The sequence below is a fragment of the Cyanobium sp. Aljojuca 7D2 genome (assembly GCF_024346415.1).
Lineage (GTDB): Bacteria > Cyanobacteriota > Cyanobacteriia > PCC-6307 > Cyanobiaceae > Cyanobium_A.
In genome coordinates this window covers 164,528-179,394 of sequence record NZ_JAGQCX010000002.1, presented here as the reverse complement: position 1 = coordinate 179,394, position 14,867 = coordinate 164,528, and the positions used below count along the sequence as shown (strand labels likewise).

Genomic DNA, 14,867 nt, shown 5'->3' with positions numbered 1-14,867 from the left:
CCGGTTTTGAAGGGGGTGACGGGCGTGGTGGCATCTCCGGCAATCAACACGCCGATTGAGCTGATGGCAGCTCAGGTGGATTGCGAGGTTCTCACCCTCCCCACCGGCGCCAAGGTGTTTTCCCGGGGGCATCGAGCTGATTCCATCTACGGCGTGCGGCGCGGCATCATCGAGGTGATCAGCGAAGCCGGGGAAAAGCTCTGCTACCGGCCCGGTGAGCTGTTCAGCTACCAGGACATCGTGTGGCGCGATGGCATTTATCGCAACGACGCCTTGGCGCGCACCCCTGTGGAAATTCTGCGGCTCGATCGGCTGCGTTTCCTCAACTTGCTGCACAACCACCCCACGCTGGCGGTGCTGCTGATCAGCCAGCAGCATGAGCGCCTGCGGGAGCAGCGCACCAGCGGCACCTGCTGCTACTGAAGGCCCTTGCGGCTCAGCGATCCAGCAGGAACAGCAGGCTGCGCACCACCTTGGCGGCCAGGACGCTGCTCACCCCGCTGGGATCAAGCTGGGGCGCCAGCTCCACCACGTCGGCGGCCACCAGGTTGTGGTGGCGCAGCTCCTCCACCAGGGCGGCGAAATCCCGCCAGAGGAAGCCGCCAGGCTCGGGGGTGCCGGTGCCGGCCATCACCGCCGGATCAAACCAATCCAGATCCACGGTGAGGTAGAGGGGCTTGCCGCGCAGGGGCTTCAAGGCTTCGGCTATCCGCTCGATGGCCACCAGTCGGCCCGTCTGGCGCAGTTCGCTGAACTCCTCGCGCGTGCCGCTGCGGATGGCGATCTGCAGCAGCTGTTGGCTGGGCAGCACTTCCAGGCAGCGCCGCATGGCGCAGGCGTGGCTGTGGTGGGCGCCGAGCCACTCGTGGCGCAGGTCGGCGTGGGCATCGAGTTGCACCAGCACCAGATCCGGGTGCTGGGCCGCCACGGCCGCCACGGCGCCGGAGCTGATCGAGTGCTCGCCGCCGAGCATCAGCGGCTTGAGGCCCATTGCCAGCACTGCCTCGGTGGCCTGCTTCACCGCCGCCACCACCGGCTCAGGTGCGCCGAAGGGGATCTCCACGGCGCCTAGATCAGCGATGGCGAGCTCCTCCAGATCGCGGTCGAGTTGGGGGCAGTAGCTCTCCAGGCCGCTGCTCACCTCGCGGATCGCGCCCGGCCCGAAGCGGGTGCCGGGGCGGAAGGAGGTGGTGCCGTCGTAGGGCACGCCGAACAGGCCCACCCGGCAGCCGGCGGGGTCGCGCTGGCTGCCCATGTAGATGGCGCCGTCGGTGTCGAATAGGTCGTTCATGCGTTCAGCTCGCGCTCGATGGCGGCGGGGATGGCGTCGAAGGCACCGCGCTGCCAGCGCGGGCTCCAGATCTCACAGCCACTGGCCACGGCCGCGGCGCGGGCGGGATCCGGCTGCAGATAGCGACGGCCGCCTGTGGCGGCGAACGTCCAGCTCCACCAGCCGCTCGGATACATCGGCACCCAGCCATACATGGGATCGGCGTGGCCGAACACCTCGCGGATCAGCTTCACCGTGTCGAGGTGCACCTGGCGAAAGGCCTCGGGGGATTCGCTCTGGGTGGCGAACACACCGCCGGGCTTAAGGATGCGGCGGCATTGCTCAAAGAAGGCCCGGTTGAACAGCCCCTCGGCCGGGCCAGCGGGATCGGAGCCGTCCACGATCACCACGTCGTAGCTGGCGTCGGCGGCGCCTGCGGCCCAGGCGATGCCGTCGCCCACGGTGAGGTGGAAGCGGGGATCACTCCAGCAGCCACCGCCGATGCTCGGCAGGTGCTGCTGGCTCCACTCCACCACCAGGCCGTCGATCTCCACCATGTCGAGGTGCTGCACGCCGGCGTGTCGCAGGCACTCGCGGGCGGTGCCGCCATCGCCGCCACCGATCACCAGCACCCGCTCGATGCTCGCCGCGCCGCAGAGGGCCGGATGCACGATCGCCTCGTGGTAGTGCCGCTCCTGCCGCTCAGCCGTCATCCAGCAGCCATCGAGCAGTAGGCCCTTGCCGTAGCGCTCGCTGTCGATGATCGTGACGCGCTGGAAGGGCGACTGCTCTTCGGCGATCACCTGGCCGGCCAGGCCGTAGCGCACGCCGTCGAAGATCTCGTCGATCCAGCCCATGGCTCAGGGATTGCAACCTCCAGCCTTGCGCATCGTCGGTGTGTCGTCCGTGACAGGCTCAGGCCATGGCCCCACCGCGCCCCAGCGACGACCTGCAGGTGACCCCGGCGGTGCGGATCCCGGCGGCGGAGCTGGCCTGGCGCTTTTCGCGCTCCTCCGGGCCCGGAGGCCAGAACGTGAACACCACCGATTCCCGCGTGGAGCTGGTGTTTGACCTGATGGCGTCCCGGGCGTTGCCGCCTGTGTTGCAGGCCCGTGCCCTGCGGCGGCTGGAGGACAAGCTCGTGGATGGGGCGATCGTGATCGCCGCCAGTGAACACCGCTCCCAGTGGCAAAACCGGGTGGCGGCCCAGCGGCGCTTGGTGGAGCTGCTGCAGGAGGCGCTCAAGCCACCACCACCGCCACGGCGGCCCACCAAGCCCACCCGGGGTTCCATGGAGCGGCGCTTGGCAGCCAAGAAACAGCGCAGTGCCATCAAGGGTCAGCGGCGCTCGCGTCCCCAGCTGCCGGAGGACTGAACTGTTTGTGCATGCCTACAGGAGTTTGTACAGATGTACAACCTCCTGTAGGCACCTGAACGGCAGCAGGCCTGCTGCCTCAGCTGCTCGGCGGGGCATTCGCTTCAGCCCGGATCTGGGCCTTGGCCTGCTGCCACAGGCCCTCAAGCTCGCCGATGCTGCGGCCCTGCAGCTCGCCGCCTAGGGCCGCCTCCACGCGGGAGAAGCGATCGAGGAAGCGGCGGTTGGTGCCGGCCAGGCCGGCCTCGGGGTCGAGACCGCACCAGCGGGCCACGTTCACCAGGGTGAACAGCACATCGCCCAGCTCCTCCTGGGCATGGGCCTGATCGCCGCTGGCCATGGCTTCCGCTACGGCCTCCTTGAGCTCGTCGAGCTCCTCGTGCACCTTCTCCCACACACCTGTGATGTCGTCCCATTCGAAGCCGGCCGCGGCGGCTTTCTTGGAGATGGTCATGGCGCCGGCCAGGGCGGGCTGGCCGCGCACCTTTACCGCCAGGCGATCGCTGAGGGGGCTGGCTGAGGGGGCATGGCTTTCGCCTTCGGCTCGCTCGGCCCGTTCCTGCTGCTCCTCGGCCTTGATTTCATCCCAGTGGGCCCGCACCGCCTCGCTGTCGGTCGCTTCAGCTTCGCCGAACACATGGGGGTGGCGGCGCACCAGCTTGGCGCTGAGCCCCTGGGCGATTTGCTCGAGATCAAACCGACCCTCCTCACTGGCGATCTGGGCGTGCAGCACCACCTGCAGCAGCAGGTCGCCCAGTTCTTCGGCTAGGTGCGCGTCGTTGCCATGGCGGATCGCATCGGCCACCTCGTGGGCCTCCTCCAGCACGTAGGGCACCAGGGAGGCGTGGGTCTGCTCGATGTCCCAGGGGCAGCCACCTTCGGGATCGCGCAGCTGGGCCACCACGGCGATTAGCTCGGCGAGGGCTGCCAGGGTTGGATCGGCACGGTTTGGATTGGCACGGCTTGGATCGGTCGGGGCGCTCATCGGACGCGGCCGCGTGGTCGGCGCCACCTTCGCAGGAGCCGCGGTGTTTTGGGCATGGGATCGCCGTCCTGGATTAGGTGCAGCCAGCTGCTGGCCTCCAGACCCACCAGCGCTGCCACCACCAGCGGGCGTTGGGTCTGCCAGAGGGTGCCGCACGCAGCCAGGAGCTGTTGCGGTGGCGGCCCCCCCAACGGTTGCAGCAGCAGGCAGATCGCCAGCAGCGTGGCCGCCAGGTAGATCAGGCGCCCGGCTGTGCCCAGCAGCGGGCTGTGGGACAGCAGCGAGCGGTGGCGCAGCAGGCGCCGGTACGGCCACCACAGCAGCCGCAGCGGCCCCCAGCGGCGGGTGGGGTTGGAGCGGGTGTCGAGGTCGGGGGAGAGCAGCAGACCGCCCAGCAGGAAGGCCCCTCCGGCGGCGGCAACACCGGCCAGCCCCAGCCAAGGCCACCACAGGGCTCCGAAGGGCAGCGCCAGGATCCAGGTGGCGCGGTCGTGGGTGCGGCCGCTGGCCATCGCTCAGGGCCCCGCTGCCGCCAGCTTCAGCACCCGTGCTGCGGGCGGGCCGACGGGCCGCAGTCGTTCGCCGCTGCCATCTCCGGCGCGCCAGCGCCGGTTGATCCAGTAGTACTGCTCGGCATAGCCCTGGATCCAGGGCTCCTGCCAGCGGGCCAGGGCGCCTATCTGGGCGGCGAGGGCCGCTGGGCCGTTGCCGGGCCACAGAGGTGCTCCGCAGATCAAGCGAAAACGGCCGTTGGCTTCGCGCACGTGGGCCACTGGGAACAAGGGGCAGCCCGACGTTTGGGATAGGGCCGCTGGCCCCTTGGCGAAGTTGGTGCGCAGCCCAAGGAAATCGGCCTGCAGCGCGCTGCGGCGGCTGTAGAGGTCGGTCATCATGACCAGGCTGCCGCCCTGGCGCAGGCTGCGCAGCATCGCCCGGGCATCGAACTGGGAGATCCACTCGCAGTGGCTGTTGGCGCTGCGGGCCTGGTTGAGCAGGCGGTCGCTGTAGGGGTTGCGGGCCGGCCGATAGATCACCGACAGGGTGTCGATGCGTTCACTCAGCCAGCGCAAGGCCAGATCCCAGCAGCCCAGGTGCAGGGAGCCGACGATCACCCCCTGGCCCTGCCGGTGCAGGCGGAACAGCTCCTCCAGTCCCTCCCCTTCCACCGTCAGTTGGGTGGAGTCGACCGGTCGGATGATCGATTCGAGACACGACAGGAAAAAGCTGTCGATCGACCGCTCAGCGATCTCTTGCCGCTGGCTGGTGCTGAGGTGTTCGCCGTAGACCCGCTCCAGGTTGCGGCAGGCCGTGGCCTGCCGTTTCGCCAGCCAGGGCCGGGCCAAGCGGTGGGCCCACCGCAAGCCGCTGAGCACCGTGGGGTGGGAGCGCCCCCGCAGCACCGCCAGGATCAGCCGCACACCGCTGGCCTCCAGCTGCCAGCGCAGCCTCTGCTGGATCGGGACAGGGCGAGGCTGGCGTCCGGCCATGAATTGGGGATCGAGCCAGGGATTCGGGTGTAGTTTGCCCTCTGCGCGCGATTAGCTCAGCGGTAGAGCGCCTGCCTTACAAGCAGGATGTCGCTGGTTCGAACCCGGCATCGCGCATTGCTCATTCGGCTACGCCCCCAGTCGACCATGAGCTCAGTCCGCCACGCCGGTGGTGGGGTCGCAGCGCTCGGCCAGCCAGGCCACGGGCACCATCACCAGCAACGACACGCTGCAGATCAGCCATTGCTCACGGCCCAGGGGCGCGGTGGCGAAGAACCGATTCATCCAACCCAGCTGGCTGAAGCCCAGCTGCAGCAGCACCGCCATGCCAATGCCCCCCAGCAGGATGGGGGTGCGGTGCCAGTTGCGGTACCAGTGGCGCCAGCTGAGCTTGCTCGCCTGGCTGATGCTCAAGAGATAGGCGATCTGGGCCAGCACCAGCGACTGGATCGCCATCGTCCGCGCCAGGGGCAAGCTACTGCCGTGGGAGCGGGCCCACAGGAACACCCCGAAGATGAAGCACCAGTAGAAGGCCGAAACCAGAACCACCTTGCGCACCAGCCCCCTGCTCAGCAGGGGCTGGGCAGGCGGCCGAGGCGGTTGCTGCATCAATCCTGGGGGCCGCGGTTCGAAGGCCAGTGGCACCGACAGGCTGAGGGAGCAGACCATGTTCAGCCAGAGCACCTGCAGGGCCGTGACCGGCAGCTCAAGCCCGAAAACCGCTCCCAACAGGATGGTCATTGAGGCGCTGCCATTCACCGGCAGCACGAAGGCGAGAGCCTTGCGCAGGTTCAGGTACACCGCCCGGCCCTCTTCTACGGCGGCCTCAATCGAGGCGAAGTTGTCGTCGGTGAGCAGCATGTCGGCGGCTTCCCGGGCCACTTCCGTGCCCCCCTGGCCCATGGCGATGCCGATGTCGGCCTGCTTGAGCGCTGGGGCGTCGTTGACGCCATCGCCGGTCATGGCCACGACCGCCCCATCAGCTTGCAGGGCTTTCACCAGCGACAGCTTCTGGGCCGGTGCCACCCGGGCGAAGACGTCGTTGTGGCGTGCGCAATCCACCAGGGCGTCGTCGGCCAGGGCAGCCAGGCTGCGGCCATCGATGGCTCTCACCGTCTCCCCCTCGCCCAGGCCGAGTTGCAGGGCAATCGAGCGGGCGGTTTCGAGGTGGTCGCCGGTGATCATCTTCACGGTGATGCCCGCGGCCTGGCAGGCGGCCACGGCTTCGATGGCTTCTGGACGCGGCGGGTCGAGCATCCCCTGCAGGCCGAGAAAATCCAACCCCTCCTCCAGCAGTCGTGGGTGCAGCTGGTGTTGGTTGGTGTCCGTGCTGCCGATGGCGAAGGCCAGCACCCGTTGGCCCCGCTTGGCCATGGCGGCCACCGCTGCGGTGATCGAGGTCCCGTCGAGGGGTTCGGGCTGGCCGGCGGCGCTGAGCTGGCGATTGCAGCGGGCGAGCACCGCTTCGACCGACCCCTTCATCAACAGCCGGTGGCTGCCATGCAGCGTGGCCATGTATTGCTGTTCCGATTCGAATGGAATCGCATCCCGTCGCGGGTGGGCATCGAGGGCCTGTTGGCGGTCGATGCCCACGTTCTGGGCAGCCTGCAGCAGGGCGGTTTCCGTGGGATCCCCCACCAGGCCCTCCCGTTGGCTTGGCCGGGCGTCGTTGCAGAGCAGGCCTGCCAGCAGGGTTTCGCGCAGGGCCACGTTGCTGGCCAGGGGATCGCTGGCCAGGGGATCGGTGTCGTCACCCTCGTCTGGGCTTCCATTGCCCGGCCACAGCGCTTCGAGGGGTACCAGTGCGCCGCCGGCGTAGATCTCCTGCACCGTCATCCGGTTCTGGGTGAGGGTGCCGGTTTTGTCGGAGCAGATCACTGTGGTGCTGCCGAGAGCTTCCACCGCCGGCAGTTTGCGGATGATCGCGTTGCGGCGGGCCATGCGGTTCACGCCGATGGCCAGGGTGATCGTCACGATCGCCGGGAGCTCCTCCGGAATCGCTCCCACCGCCAGGGCTACAGCCCCGTCAAACATTTCGGCCGCGTCGCGACCGCGCAGCAGCCCCACCAGGAAGGTGAGGCCAGCCAGCACCAGCACCAGCTTCAGCAGGGTGTGGCTGAACCGTCGGAACTTGCGCGTCAGCGGCGTGCTGAGGTTCACCTGCTGCTGCATCGAGCTGGAGATCTGCCCCACCTCGGTGGCTGCTCCGGTGGCCACCACCAGGCCCTGTCCCTGCCCGCTGGTGACGAAGCTGCCCGCATAGACCATGCCCAGGCGTTCAGCGAGGGCGGCGTCCCGCTCCACCGCCGTGGTGCCTTTGGTCGCTGGCCGCGATTCACCCGTGAGGCTGGATTCGTCAACCTTGAGGTTGCGCGTCTGGAGCAGGCGCAGGTCTGCCGGCACCTTGTTGCCCGCCTCCAGGCTCACCAGGTCGCCCGGCACCAGTTGTTCGGACGGCAGGCGCTGGCGCTGGCCGTCGCGGATCACCTCCACTTCGGTGCGCACCGAGCGGGCCAGGGCGGCAATCGCCGTTTCGGCTTTGCTTTCCTGCACGTAGCCGATCAAGGCGTTGATCAAGGTGACGCTCCAGATCACCAGCGCTTCGCCGGGTTCGTGCAGCAGCGCCTTGATCGCCCCCACCACCAACAACGTGTAGAGCAAGGGATCGTGGAATTGCCCCAGAAATCGCCGCCAGGCTGGGGTGCCGCCTCCCTCGCTGAAGGCGTTGGTTCCCCACAGTTTCCGGCGTTGCTCCGCTTCCGCGTGACTCAGGCCCCGGTCCAGGGGGGAGTCCAGGGCGGCGGCGACCTGGTCTCCCCGGAGGCTGTGGGCATCAACGGGCAGCTGGGGCATGGGCGCGCCTGGGGGGCGTCAGCCTTCGGGGAACAGCAGGCTGGCGAGTTCGTCGGCATCCACGTCATAGACGCGGGCGAGGCTGGTTTCGATGGCGCTGGTCACTTCGCCCGGCAGGAAGCGCATGGCGTTGAGGGCGTCGTCGGCGATCTCGTCGGTGAGCAGCTTCTCGTCGCCGCCCAGCTTCTCGTCGTTGATCACCGCCATCACCCAGCTCTGGTAGGCGTACACGAGATCGCCGAACTCCAGATCGGGGTCGTTGAAGTCGAGGGCCATGGATGCGGTCGGCACATGCCTGTGCAGTCTGCCCGCCGCTGAGCAGGATGGCAGGCATGAAGGCCACCAACCTGCAGGCAACGCTGTTCGATTTCGCCATCGGCGAGCTGGTGCGGCAGCACCGCGAGAGCTTCCAGCCGCTCTGGAGCACGGAGAGCTGGGCCAAGCTGATGATCTGGCTGTCGCTCAACTGCGGTTGCAGCGGCGACCGCGAGGGCCTGGAGGCCTTTGCGGCCGCCCTGGGCCCGGTGGTGACTGGTCGGATGCGGCGCCTGTTCTTTGAGCGAGCTCTGGAGGATCTGGATCTTCAGGTGATGGCCGACCCCGCTGAGCAGCAGGTGCTGGTGATGCCTTTAGGCCCGCCTGGGCCGTTGGATCCCGCCCGGGTGGCCCAGGCCCTGGAGCGGGTGGGCCTCCTGCCCGGGCTCGTGGCTGGGCCGGAGCGCTGGCAGGCGTTGGATGCCGTGGTGGCGATTCCCTGGCTCGCCCTCCCGCAGGAGTCCCCCTGATGGACCTGATCGCCCCCTACCGGAACGCCGGTTTCGAAGCCCTCGCCGATGGGGTGATGGCCTTCTTCGAGCGCCGGCCCGATCTGCAGCGCCCCGGTGTGGCCTTTGGCCCGGAGGACGCGGCCGGGGCCGGAGCAAGCGCTGAGCCGGCCAAGATCTCCACTGACATCAGCCTGGTGGCGATCGACCGCAGCGATCCCGAAGCCTTTGCCCTGGCCGAGGTGATCCTGCGCGGGGTGAATGCGGCCCTGGGCCAGTACCTCAAGGAGCGTCCCCTGTTTCGCGACTGCTGTCCGGAGCAGGAGTTGTTTGTGAATCCGATTTTCAACCTGCAACGCTATGCACCGGGGGAGGGCTTCAAGCGCTGGCACTGCGACTGGACGATCAGCGACGAGGCCACCGAACCGGTGCACCGGGTGCTGGCTTGGATCCTCTACTGCAACGACGTGCCCGAGGGCGGCACGGAGTTCCACTGGCAGGAGCACCACGAGGAGGCGGAGCGGGGCAAGCTCGTGATCTTTCCGGCGGGCCCCTCCCACATTCACCGCGGCCGCGTCAGCCACAGCCACACCAAAACGATCGCCACCGGCTGGATCAACGCCGGCAGCAGGGAGGACTACCTGCGTCGGCTGGCCAGCAGCTAGTGGTTGTCGACGTTGGGCCGGTGCTGCTCGGGCGGCCACACCATCGAATACTCCACCTGCTGGGGGAAGGGGATTTCGATGCCCTGCTGTTTGAAGGCACGCCATATCTCCAGGTTCACGGCGCTGGAGATCACGGGGGCCTCGATCGGGTTGGCGATCCAGAAGCGCAGCCCGTAGTTGATCGCAAAGTCGCCATAGCTGAGCAACAGGCCCTTCGGCGCCGGCTCCGCCAGCACAGTGTCCACTCCCAGGGCCGTGGCCTCCAGCAGGGCGATCACCTGATGGGGGTCGTGGTGGTAGGCGGCGCCCACATCCACCTGGCAGCGGCGCATGCGGTCGCTGGCGGTGTAGCTAGTGGTCGCCTCCGTGAAGAAGGTCTGGTTGGGAATCAGCAGTTCGGCGTTGTCGCGGTCGCGCCAGAGCAGGGTGGCCCGCAAACCCAGTTTGCGCACTTCGCAGTGGTCGTCATCGAGCAGAAGCACCTCTCCGGGGCGCACCGAGCCCTCGAACAGCAGCCAGAGGCCGCTGATGAAGTTGGAGAACACCTCCTTAATGCCGAAGCCAAGGCCCACCGACAGGCCGCCAGCCACGGCGATCAGGGCGGTGGTGTTGAGGCCCAGGTGCATCCCCACGCCCACCAGCCCCAAGCCCACAACGGTGTAACGCAGCATCAACTCCATGGCTTTACGGCTGCCATCGCTCAAGCCCACTGCTCGCTGCACCAGCCAGGCCATGCCCGCCGCCGGTGGCCCCGAGCCCACCAGCAATAGATAGGTGATCAGAGCTGCATTAAACAGCCTGCCCGCATCGACGGGCACCCCCAGCACGCTGCCCAGGGGGGCCACGGCTAGATCTCTGAGGCTGTCGAGGGTGCTGATCAGCATCGTGGCCGCCAGCAGCAGATAGGCGGGCCGCAGCAGGCGGCTATCCAATTGCCGCGCCATTGCCGCGCCGAGGCGGCGTTGCAGCAGCGGCTGCAGCAGGTTGAGGCCGTACCAGCCAAGCCAGAGCACGCCCAGCTGGCCGCTGAGTCCGTAGGGCAGCCTCAGCAGGGCCAGCAGCAGGCAGGTGGTGGCCAGCAGCCCGAGAGCCAGGGGGGTGTAGGCCTGAGGCCGGAGCCGGGGCAGCCAGTTGCGACGGGCCGCAAACCGCCGCAACACCATCAGCCCGATCGCCACAGCCAGTTGCAGCAGCACGACGGGCCGCTCCAGATAGCCCAGCCAGCCCAGCAACTCCAGCAACAGCTCTCTCATGGCCGGTTCCGCAGGATCGCCACCAGGCTCTGGCCTGCCTTGGTGGGCGGCACTTCGCCAAACACCAACGTGGTGAGCAGGGTCTGGATCTCGGCCACCCGGGGGTCATTGCTGTGAATCAGCTCCACCAGGGAGTTGGTCTGGCTGCCCTGCTGGGCCGAAGTCACCATGGCGCGAAGCGTCGCCGAGCTGCTCACCGGCACTCTCACGAAGCGGTTGGCCGGCAGCACCACCTGGGAGCCCAGGGTGAGATTCCTCTGGCTCAGGGGGTTCACGCTGAAGTGGCTGAAGGCCAGGGCCCGCTCGCGGCTGCTGCGGCTGGTGTTGGTGCCGAGGGCTAACACCCGCAGTTTGTTGATCGGACTGGCATCACCCCCCTCGCCGCGGGGCAGGGGCGCTACACCGAGCCCGTCCCCCAGGATTTTGCGCAACCGGGGTATGGCCGAACTGCGGCAGGGAAACCAGTCGAGCCGTCCCGCCTGGAATTCCCTCTCTGCCGAGGTCTGACTCGCGTAGAAGGTCACCCGCAGTTGGTTGTTGGCGTTCTGCAGCCAGGTGAGCCAGCGCTCGATTGCCTGCTGCTGGGCTCCGCTGGGCTGCCTGCCGGCTGCGGCTGTATCGATGGCGCCGACGGCGCCAAGGCTGCCGACCGTCCAGAAGAGGTTGTAGGCCTCCATGGAGAGGCCAACGGGATGGCCTTTGGCGCTGGTGTCGAGCAGCTGCTGCAGGGTGGTTGGAGCGGCGTCAAGTCGCCTGCGGTTGAAGCAGGCCAGCTGGGTCTGCACCAGCAATGGCAGCCCGGCCAGTTCTCCGGAGGAGTTGCGCAGCCGATCGAGCACCTGGGGATCGAACGGGTTGAGATCCACTTCAGTTCGCGGGAAGGGCGCGATCACACCTGCATCCAACAGCTGCACGGCCATGTCCCCGTTGATCAGCAGCAGATCGGGGCCCAGCCCGGCCCGGTTGCGGCGTTGGATCGCCCAGGCCAGTTGCTGTTCGGGGTAGAGGCTGACCTGAAATCGGGTGTTGGGGTAAAGCTGCCTGTAGCCAGCTTCTAAGTAACCCAGCCGCTGCCGGGTGTCGGCGAGCAGGTTGGCGTCGATCGTTTCATCGGGGTTCACCTCCACCCCGAGGTAAAGCACGTTGGGCAGCCCATCGCTTGCGCGGCAACCGATCAGCAGTAGTGAGGCCAGCACAGGTAGGCAGCGCCATGCCACGCGTCGTGTCGCCTGTGAGAGGGCCGGGGGATGAGGCATGGCCTTGTTCTGCGGACTCATCATCCCTGGCCTCGGCCCGTTTTGCGACCATGGCCCGAGTGCCCGTGCCTGCCGCCGTGACCGAGCTGTCTGCCCCAGCCCCAGAAGCGGCCCTGCCCAAGACCGTCGCAGCCGAAGGGCTGCCCAAGACCTACGACCCGGCCGGCACCGAGAGCCGCTGGCAGCAGGCCTGGGAGGGCAGCGGTGCCTTTCACCCCGATCCGGCGGCGCCGGGCGAGCCCTTTTCTGTCGTGATCCCGCCACCGAACGTGACCGGCAGCCTGCACATGGGCCATGCCTTCAACACGGCCCTGATCGACACGATCGTGCGCTTCCAGCGTCTGCGTGGCAAAAACGTGCTCTGCCTGCCAGGCACCGACCATGCCTCGATCGCCGTGCAGACGATCCTCGAGAAGCAGCTCAAGGCGGAGGGCAAACGCAAGGAAGACCTGGGCCGCGAGGCCTTCCTGGAGCAGGCCTGGGAGTGGAAGGCCCAGAGCGGCGGCACGATCGTGGGCCAGCTTCGGCGCCTGGGTTACTCGGTGGACTGGCAGCGCGAGCGCTTCACCCTCGATGCCGGTTGCAGCGCCGCGGTGATCGAGGCGTTCAACCGCCTGCATGAGCGGGGGCTGATCTACCGGGGCGAATACCTGGTGAACTGGTGCCCCGCCTCGGGCTCGGCGGTGAGCGACCTGGAGGTGGAGATGAAGGAGGTGGACGGCCACCTCTGGCACTTCCGCTATCCGCTCAGCAGCGGCGGAGGCTTCCTGGAGGTGGCCACCACTCGGCCGGAAACCCTGCTGGGTGATACGGCCGTGGCGGTGAACCCCAAGGACCCGCGCTACGCCGATCTGGTGGGCCAGACCCTCACCCTGCCGCTGGTGGGGCGTGAGATCCCGATCGTGGCCGACGACCACGTGGATGCGGAGTTCGGTACGGGGTGCGTGAAGGTGACCCCCGCCCACGACCCCAACGACTTCGCCATTGGCCAGCGACACGACCTACCGCTGATCACGGTGATGGCCAAGGACGGCTCAATGAATGAGGCCGCCGGCCGCTTCGCCGGGCTGGATCGCTTCGAGGCCCGCAAGGCCGTGGTGGCCGCCATGGAGGAGCAGGGCTTTTTGGTGAAGGTGGAGCCCTACCGCCACAGCGTGCCCTTTTCCGACCGCGGCAAGGTGCCGGTGGAGCCGCTGCTCTCCACCCAGTGGTTTGTGCGCACCGAGCCCCTGGCCGCCCGCTGCCGTGAGGCGCTGGAGAACGCCGATCCCCGCTTCGTGCCGGAGCGCTGGAGCAAGGTGTATCGCGACTGGCTCACCGACATCCGCGACTGGTGCATCTCCCGCCAGCTGTGGTGGGGCCACCGCATCCCGGCCTGGTTTGTGGTGAGCGAAACCGGCGGCGCCATCACCGACAGCACCCCCTATGTGGTGGCCCGCGATGAAGCGGAGGCCCGCGCCAAGGCGGAGGCCCAGTTTGCCGGTGGCGTGCACGCCCATCCGGTGGTGCTGGAGCAGGACCCCGACGCCCTCGACACCTGGTTTTCCAGCGGCCTCTGGCCCTTCTCCACCCTGGGCTGGCCCGATGCCGATGCTGCCGATCTGGAGCGCTGGTATCCCACCAGCGTGCTGGTGACGGGCTTCGACATCATCTTTTTCTGGGTGGCCCGGATGACGATGATGGCCGGCGCCTTTACGGGTCGGATGCCTTTTCGGGACGTGTACATCCACGGCCTGGTGCGCGATGAGCAGAACCGCAAGATGAGCAAATCGGCGGGCAACGGCATCGATCCGCTGCTGCTGATCGATCGCTACGGCGCCGATGCGCTGCGCTTCGCCCTGGTGCGCGAGGTGGCCGGTGCCGGCCAGGATATCCGCCTCGACTACGACCGCAAAACCGACACCTCCGCCACGGTGGAGGCCTCGCGCAACTTCGCCAACAAGCTCTGGAACGCCACCCGTTTTGCCCTAATGAACCTGGGCGGCGAGACGCCCGCTTCGCTGGGCGATCCCGATCCTGCAGCGCTGCAACTGGCCGACCGCTGGATCCTCTCGCGCCTGGCCCGCGTCAACCGTGAAACCGCCGAGCGCTACGAGGGCTACGGCCTGGGCGAGGCCGCCAAGGGGCTCTACGAGTTTGCCTGGAATGAGGTGTGCGACTGGTATCTGGAGCTGATCAAGCGTCGGTTGCAGGTGCCGGCAGATCTGGAAGGGGCTGCCCGCGAGGCGGCCCTGGCCGATCAGCGCACCGCCCGCCAGGTGTTGGCCAAGGTGTTGAACGCGCTGCTGGTGATGCTGCACCCGCTGATGCCGCACCTCAGCGAGGAGCTCTGGCATGGCCTCACCGGTGAGAGCGAGGCCACCTTCCTGGCCCTCCAACCCTGGCCGAGGCTGGATGCCGCTGCGCTCAACGACCAGCTGGAGGCGAGCTTCGCCGAGCTAATCGAGGCGATTCGGGTGGTGCGCAACTTGCGGGCCGTGGCGGGCCTCAAGCCGGCCCAGCCGGCGCCGGTGCAGTTCGTCACCGGCCGCGGCGCGCTGGCCCAGCTGTTGCAGGAGGCCACCGCCGATATCACCGCCCTGACCCGCGCCGAGAGCGTGGCTGTGCTCGATCCCGCCACCGCCGAGGCTGCCCGCGGGGGCGCTGCCGGTCAGCGGACCTTGGCCGGGGTGTGTGGCGAGCTCCAGGTGCTGCTGCCCATTGAGGGCCTGGTGGATCTCGATGCCCTGCGCGGCAGGCTGGAGAAGGATCTCGCCAAGGCCGAGAAGGAGATCGCCGGTCTGGCGGGCCGCCTGGCCAATCCCAACTTCGCTGGGAAGGCCCCACCGGAGGTGGTGGTGGAGTGCAAGGCCAACCTGGCGGAGGCCGAAGCCCAGGCGGAGCTGGCCAGGAAGCGACTGGCGGAGCTGGGCTGAATGCCTAGGATGTATGCGTACATCCAGCTCAGCTCTCTTGGGTT

The 14,867-nt window shown here is 68.0% G+C and carries 14 protein-coding genes and 1 tRNA gene; 6 read left to right on the top strand and 9 right to left on the bottom strand.

Features of this window, described 5'->3' with window-relative positions; genetic code table 11:
• The first annotated feature begins 15 nt into the window (after positions 1 to 15).
• Positions 16 to 423, top strand: a complete 408-nt coding sequence (locus KBY57_RS03205; protein ID WP_254994432.1) for a Crp/Fnr family transcriptional regulator — start codon at positions 16 to 18, stop codon at positions 421 to 423.
• Between the two features lie 13 nt (positions 424 to 436).
• Here KBY57_RS03205 and speB read toward each other — a convergent pair whose 3' ends face one another.
• Complete coding sequence (gene speB, locus KBY57_RS03200) at positions 437 to 1,291, bottom strand: agmatinase (protein ID WP_254994431.1); 855 nt, start codon at positions 1,289 to 1,291, stop codon at positions 437 to 439.
• Entirely contained in the window at positions 1,288 to 2,127 is an 840-nt protein-coding gene (gene speE, locus KBY57_RS03195) for a polyamine aminopropyltransferase (RefSeq protein WP_254994430.1), read from the bottom strand. Before speE ends, speB begins: the two co-directional genes overlap by 4 nt.
• A gap of 65 nt (positions 2,128 to 2,192) precedes the next feature.
• Between speE and arfB the strand changes: the two genes are divergently transcribed.
• The gene (arfB, locus tag KBY57_RS03190; RefSeq protein ID WP_254994429.1) at positions 2,193 to 2,645 is read left to right on the top strand and encodes an alternative ribosome rescue aminoacyl-tRNA hydrolase ArfB; all 453 of its coding nucleotides are present in this window, start codon (positions 2,193 to 2,195) and stop codon (positions 2,643 to 2,645) included.
• 79 nt (positions 2,646 to 2,724) lie between these two features.
• On the opposite strand, the gene mazG is transcribed toward arfB, so the two are convergent.
• Genes mazG through KBY57_RS03175 form a run of 3 tightly spaced genes read right to left on the bottom strand, consistent with a single transcriptional unit; the run spans position 2,725 to position 5,117 of the window.
• Positions 2,725 to 3,630 carry a nucleoside triphosphate pyrophosphohydrolase gene (gene mazG / locus KBY57_RS03185; protein WP_254994428.1) on the bottom strand — a complete coding sequence of 302 codons (906 nt, stop codon included), beginning with the start codon at positions 3,628 to 3,630 and terminating at the stop codon, positions 2,725 to 2,727.
• The gene (locus tag KBY57_RS03180) at positions 3,627 to 4,142 is read right to left on the bottom strand and encodes a DUF2227 family putative metal-binding protein (RefSeq protein WP_254994427.1); all 516 of its coding nucleotides are present in this window, start codon (positions 4,140 to 4,142) and stop codon (positions 3,627 to 3,629) included. The genes mazG and KBY57_RS03180 overlap by 4 nt, the downstream gene beginning before the upstream one ends.
• A 3-nt stretch (positions 4,143 to 4,145) precedes the next feature.
• Positions 4,146 to 5,117: a lysophospholipid acyltransferase family protein gene (locus tag KBY57_RS03175; protein ID WP_254994426.1), complete on the bottom strand. Its 972-nt coding sequence runs from the start codon at positions 5,115 to 5,117 to the stop codon at positions 4,146 to 4,148.
• Positions 5,118 to 5,162: 45 nt separating this feature from the next.
• Between KBY57_RS03175 and KBY57_RS03170 the strand changes: the two genes are divergently transcribed.
• Positions 5,163 to 5,234: transfer RNA gene (locus KBY57_RS03170), tRNA-Val, on the top strand.
• A gap of 36 nt (positions 5,235 to 5,270) precedes the next feature.
• Here the strand turns inward: KBY57_RS03170 and KBY57_RS03165 are convergent.
• Both KBY57_RS03165 and KBY57_RS03160 read right to left on the bottom strand, forming a co-directional pair.
• Complete coding sequence (locus tag KBY57_RS03165) at positions 5,271 to 7,970, bottom strand: cation-translocating P-type ATPase (protein WP_254994425.1); 2,700 nt, start codon at positions 7,968 to 7,970, stop codon at positions 5,271 to 5,273.
• 18 nt (positions 7,971 to 7,988) lie between these two features.
• On the bottom strand, positions 7,989 to 8,246 hold the full coding sequence (locus KBY57_RS03160) for a hypothetical protein (RefSeq protein ID WP_094561479.1): 258 nt from the start codon (positions 8,244 to 8,246) through the stop codon (positions 7,989 to 7,991).
• Positions 8,247 to 8,293: 47 nt separating this feature from the next.
• On the opposite strand from KBY57_RS03160, the gene KBY57_RS03155 reads away from it, so the two are divergent.
• The gene (locus KBY57_RS03155; RefSeq protein ID WP_409996392.1) at positions 8,294 to 8,755 is read left to right on the top strand and encodes a protein phosphatase; all 462 of its coding nucleotides are present in this window, start codon (positions 8,294 to 8,296) and stop codon (positions 8,753 to 8,755) included.
• Entirely contained in the window at positions 8,755 to 9,399 is a 645-nt protein-coding gene (locus KBY57_RS03150; protein WP_254994423.1) for a 2OG-Fe(II) oxygenase, read from the top strand. The genes KBY57_RS03155 and KBY57_RS03150 overlap by 1 nt, the downstream gene beginning before the upstream one ends.
• Here KBY57_RS03150 and KBY57_RS03145 read toward each other — a convergent pair.
• Positions 9,396 to 10,652, bottom strand: coding sequence for a mechanosensitive ion channel family protein (locus KBY57_RS03145; protein WP_254994422.1), 1,257 nt, complete (start codon positions 10,650 to 10,652; stop codon positions 9,396 to 9,398). The two genes, KBY57_RS03150 and KBY57_RS03145, sit on opposite strands and share 4 nt — an antisense overlap.
• The gene (locus tag KBY57_RS03140) at positions 10,649 to 11,869 is read right to left on the bottom strand and encodes an extracellular solute-binding protein (protein ID WP_254994421.1); all 1,221 of its coding nucleotides are present in this window, start codon (positions 11,867 to 11,869) and stop codon (positions 10,649 to 10,651) included. The genes KBY57_RS03145 and KBY57_RS03140 overlap by 4 nt, the downstream gene beginning before the upstream one ends.
• A gap of 89 nt (positions 11,870 to 11,958) precedes the next feature.
• Here KBY57_RS03140 and KBY57_RS03135 point away from each other — a divergent pair, with 89 nt between their 5' ends.
• Positions 11,959 to 14,823 carry a valine--tRNA ligase gene (locus tag KBY57_RS03135; protein WP_254994420.1) on the top strand — a complete coding sequence of 955 codons (2,865 nt, stop codon included), beginning with the start codon at positions 11,959 to 11,961 and terminating at the stop codon, positions 14,821 to 14,823.
• Positions 14,824 to 14,867: the final 44 nt, after the last annotated feature.

Excerpts from the sequence above, each read along its gene's own strand:
- arfB (WP_254994429.1), top strand. The coding sequence starts at position 2,193 with ATGGCCCCACCGCGCCCCAGCGACGACCTGCAGGTGACCCCGGCGGTG.
- KBY57_RS03150 (WP_254994423.1), top strand. The coding sequence starts at position 8,755 with ATGGACCTGATCGCCCCCTACCGGAACGCCGGTTTCGAAGCCCTCGCC.
- KBY57_RS03135 (WP_254994420.1), top strand. The coding sequence starts at position 11,959 with ATGGCCCGAGTGCCCGTGCCTGCCGCCGTGACCGAGCTGTCTGCCCCA.
- speB (WP_254994431.1), bottom strand. The coding sequence starts at position 1,291 with ATGAACGACCTATTCGACACCGACGGCGCCATCTACATGGGCAGCCAG.
- KBY57_RS03160 (WP_094561479.1), bottom strand. The coding sequence starts at position 8,246 with ATGGCCCTCGACTTCAACGACCCCGATCTGGAGTTCGGCGATCTCGTG.
- speE (WP_254994430.1), bottom strand. The coding sequence starts at position 2,127 with ATGGGCTGGATCGACGAGATCTTCGACGGCGTGCGCTACGGCCTGGCC.
- KBY57_RS03165 (WP_254994425.1), bottom strand. The coding sequence starts at position 7,970 with ATGCCCCAGCTGCCCGTTGATGCCCACAGCCTCCGGGGAGACCAGGTC.
- KBY57_RS03155 (WP_409996392.1), top strand. The coding sequence starts at position 8,294 with ATGGCAGGCATGAAGGCCACCAACCTGCAGGCAACGCTGTTCGATTTC.
- KBY57_RS03180 (WP_254994427.1), bottom strand. The coding sequence starts at position 4,142 with ATGGCCAGCGGCCGCACCCACGACCGCGCCACCTGGATCCTGGCGCTG.
- mazG (WP_254994428.1), bottom strand. The coding sequence starts at position 3,630 with ATGAGCGCCCCGACCGATCCAAGCCGTGCCAATCCAAACCGTGCCGAT.
- KBY57_RS03175 (WP_254994426.1), bottom strand. The coding sequence starts at position 5,117 with ATGGCCGGACGCCAGCCTCGCCCTGTCCCGATCCAGCAGAGGCTGCGC.
- KBY57_RS03145 (WP_254994422.1), bottom strand. The coding sequence starts at position 10,652 with ATGAGAGAGCTGTTGCTGGAGTTGCTGGGCTGGCTGGGCTATCTGGAG.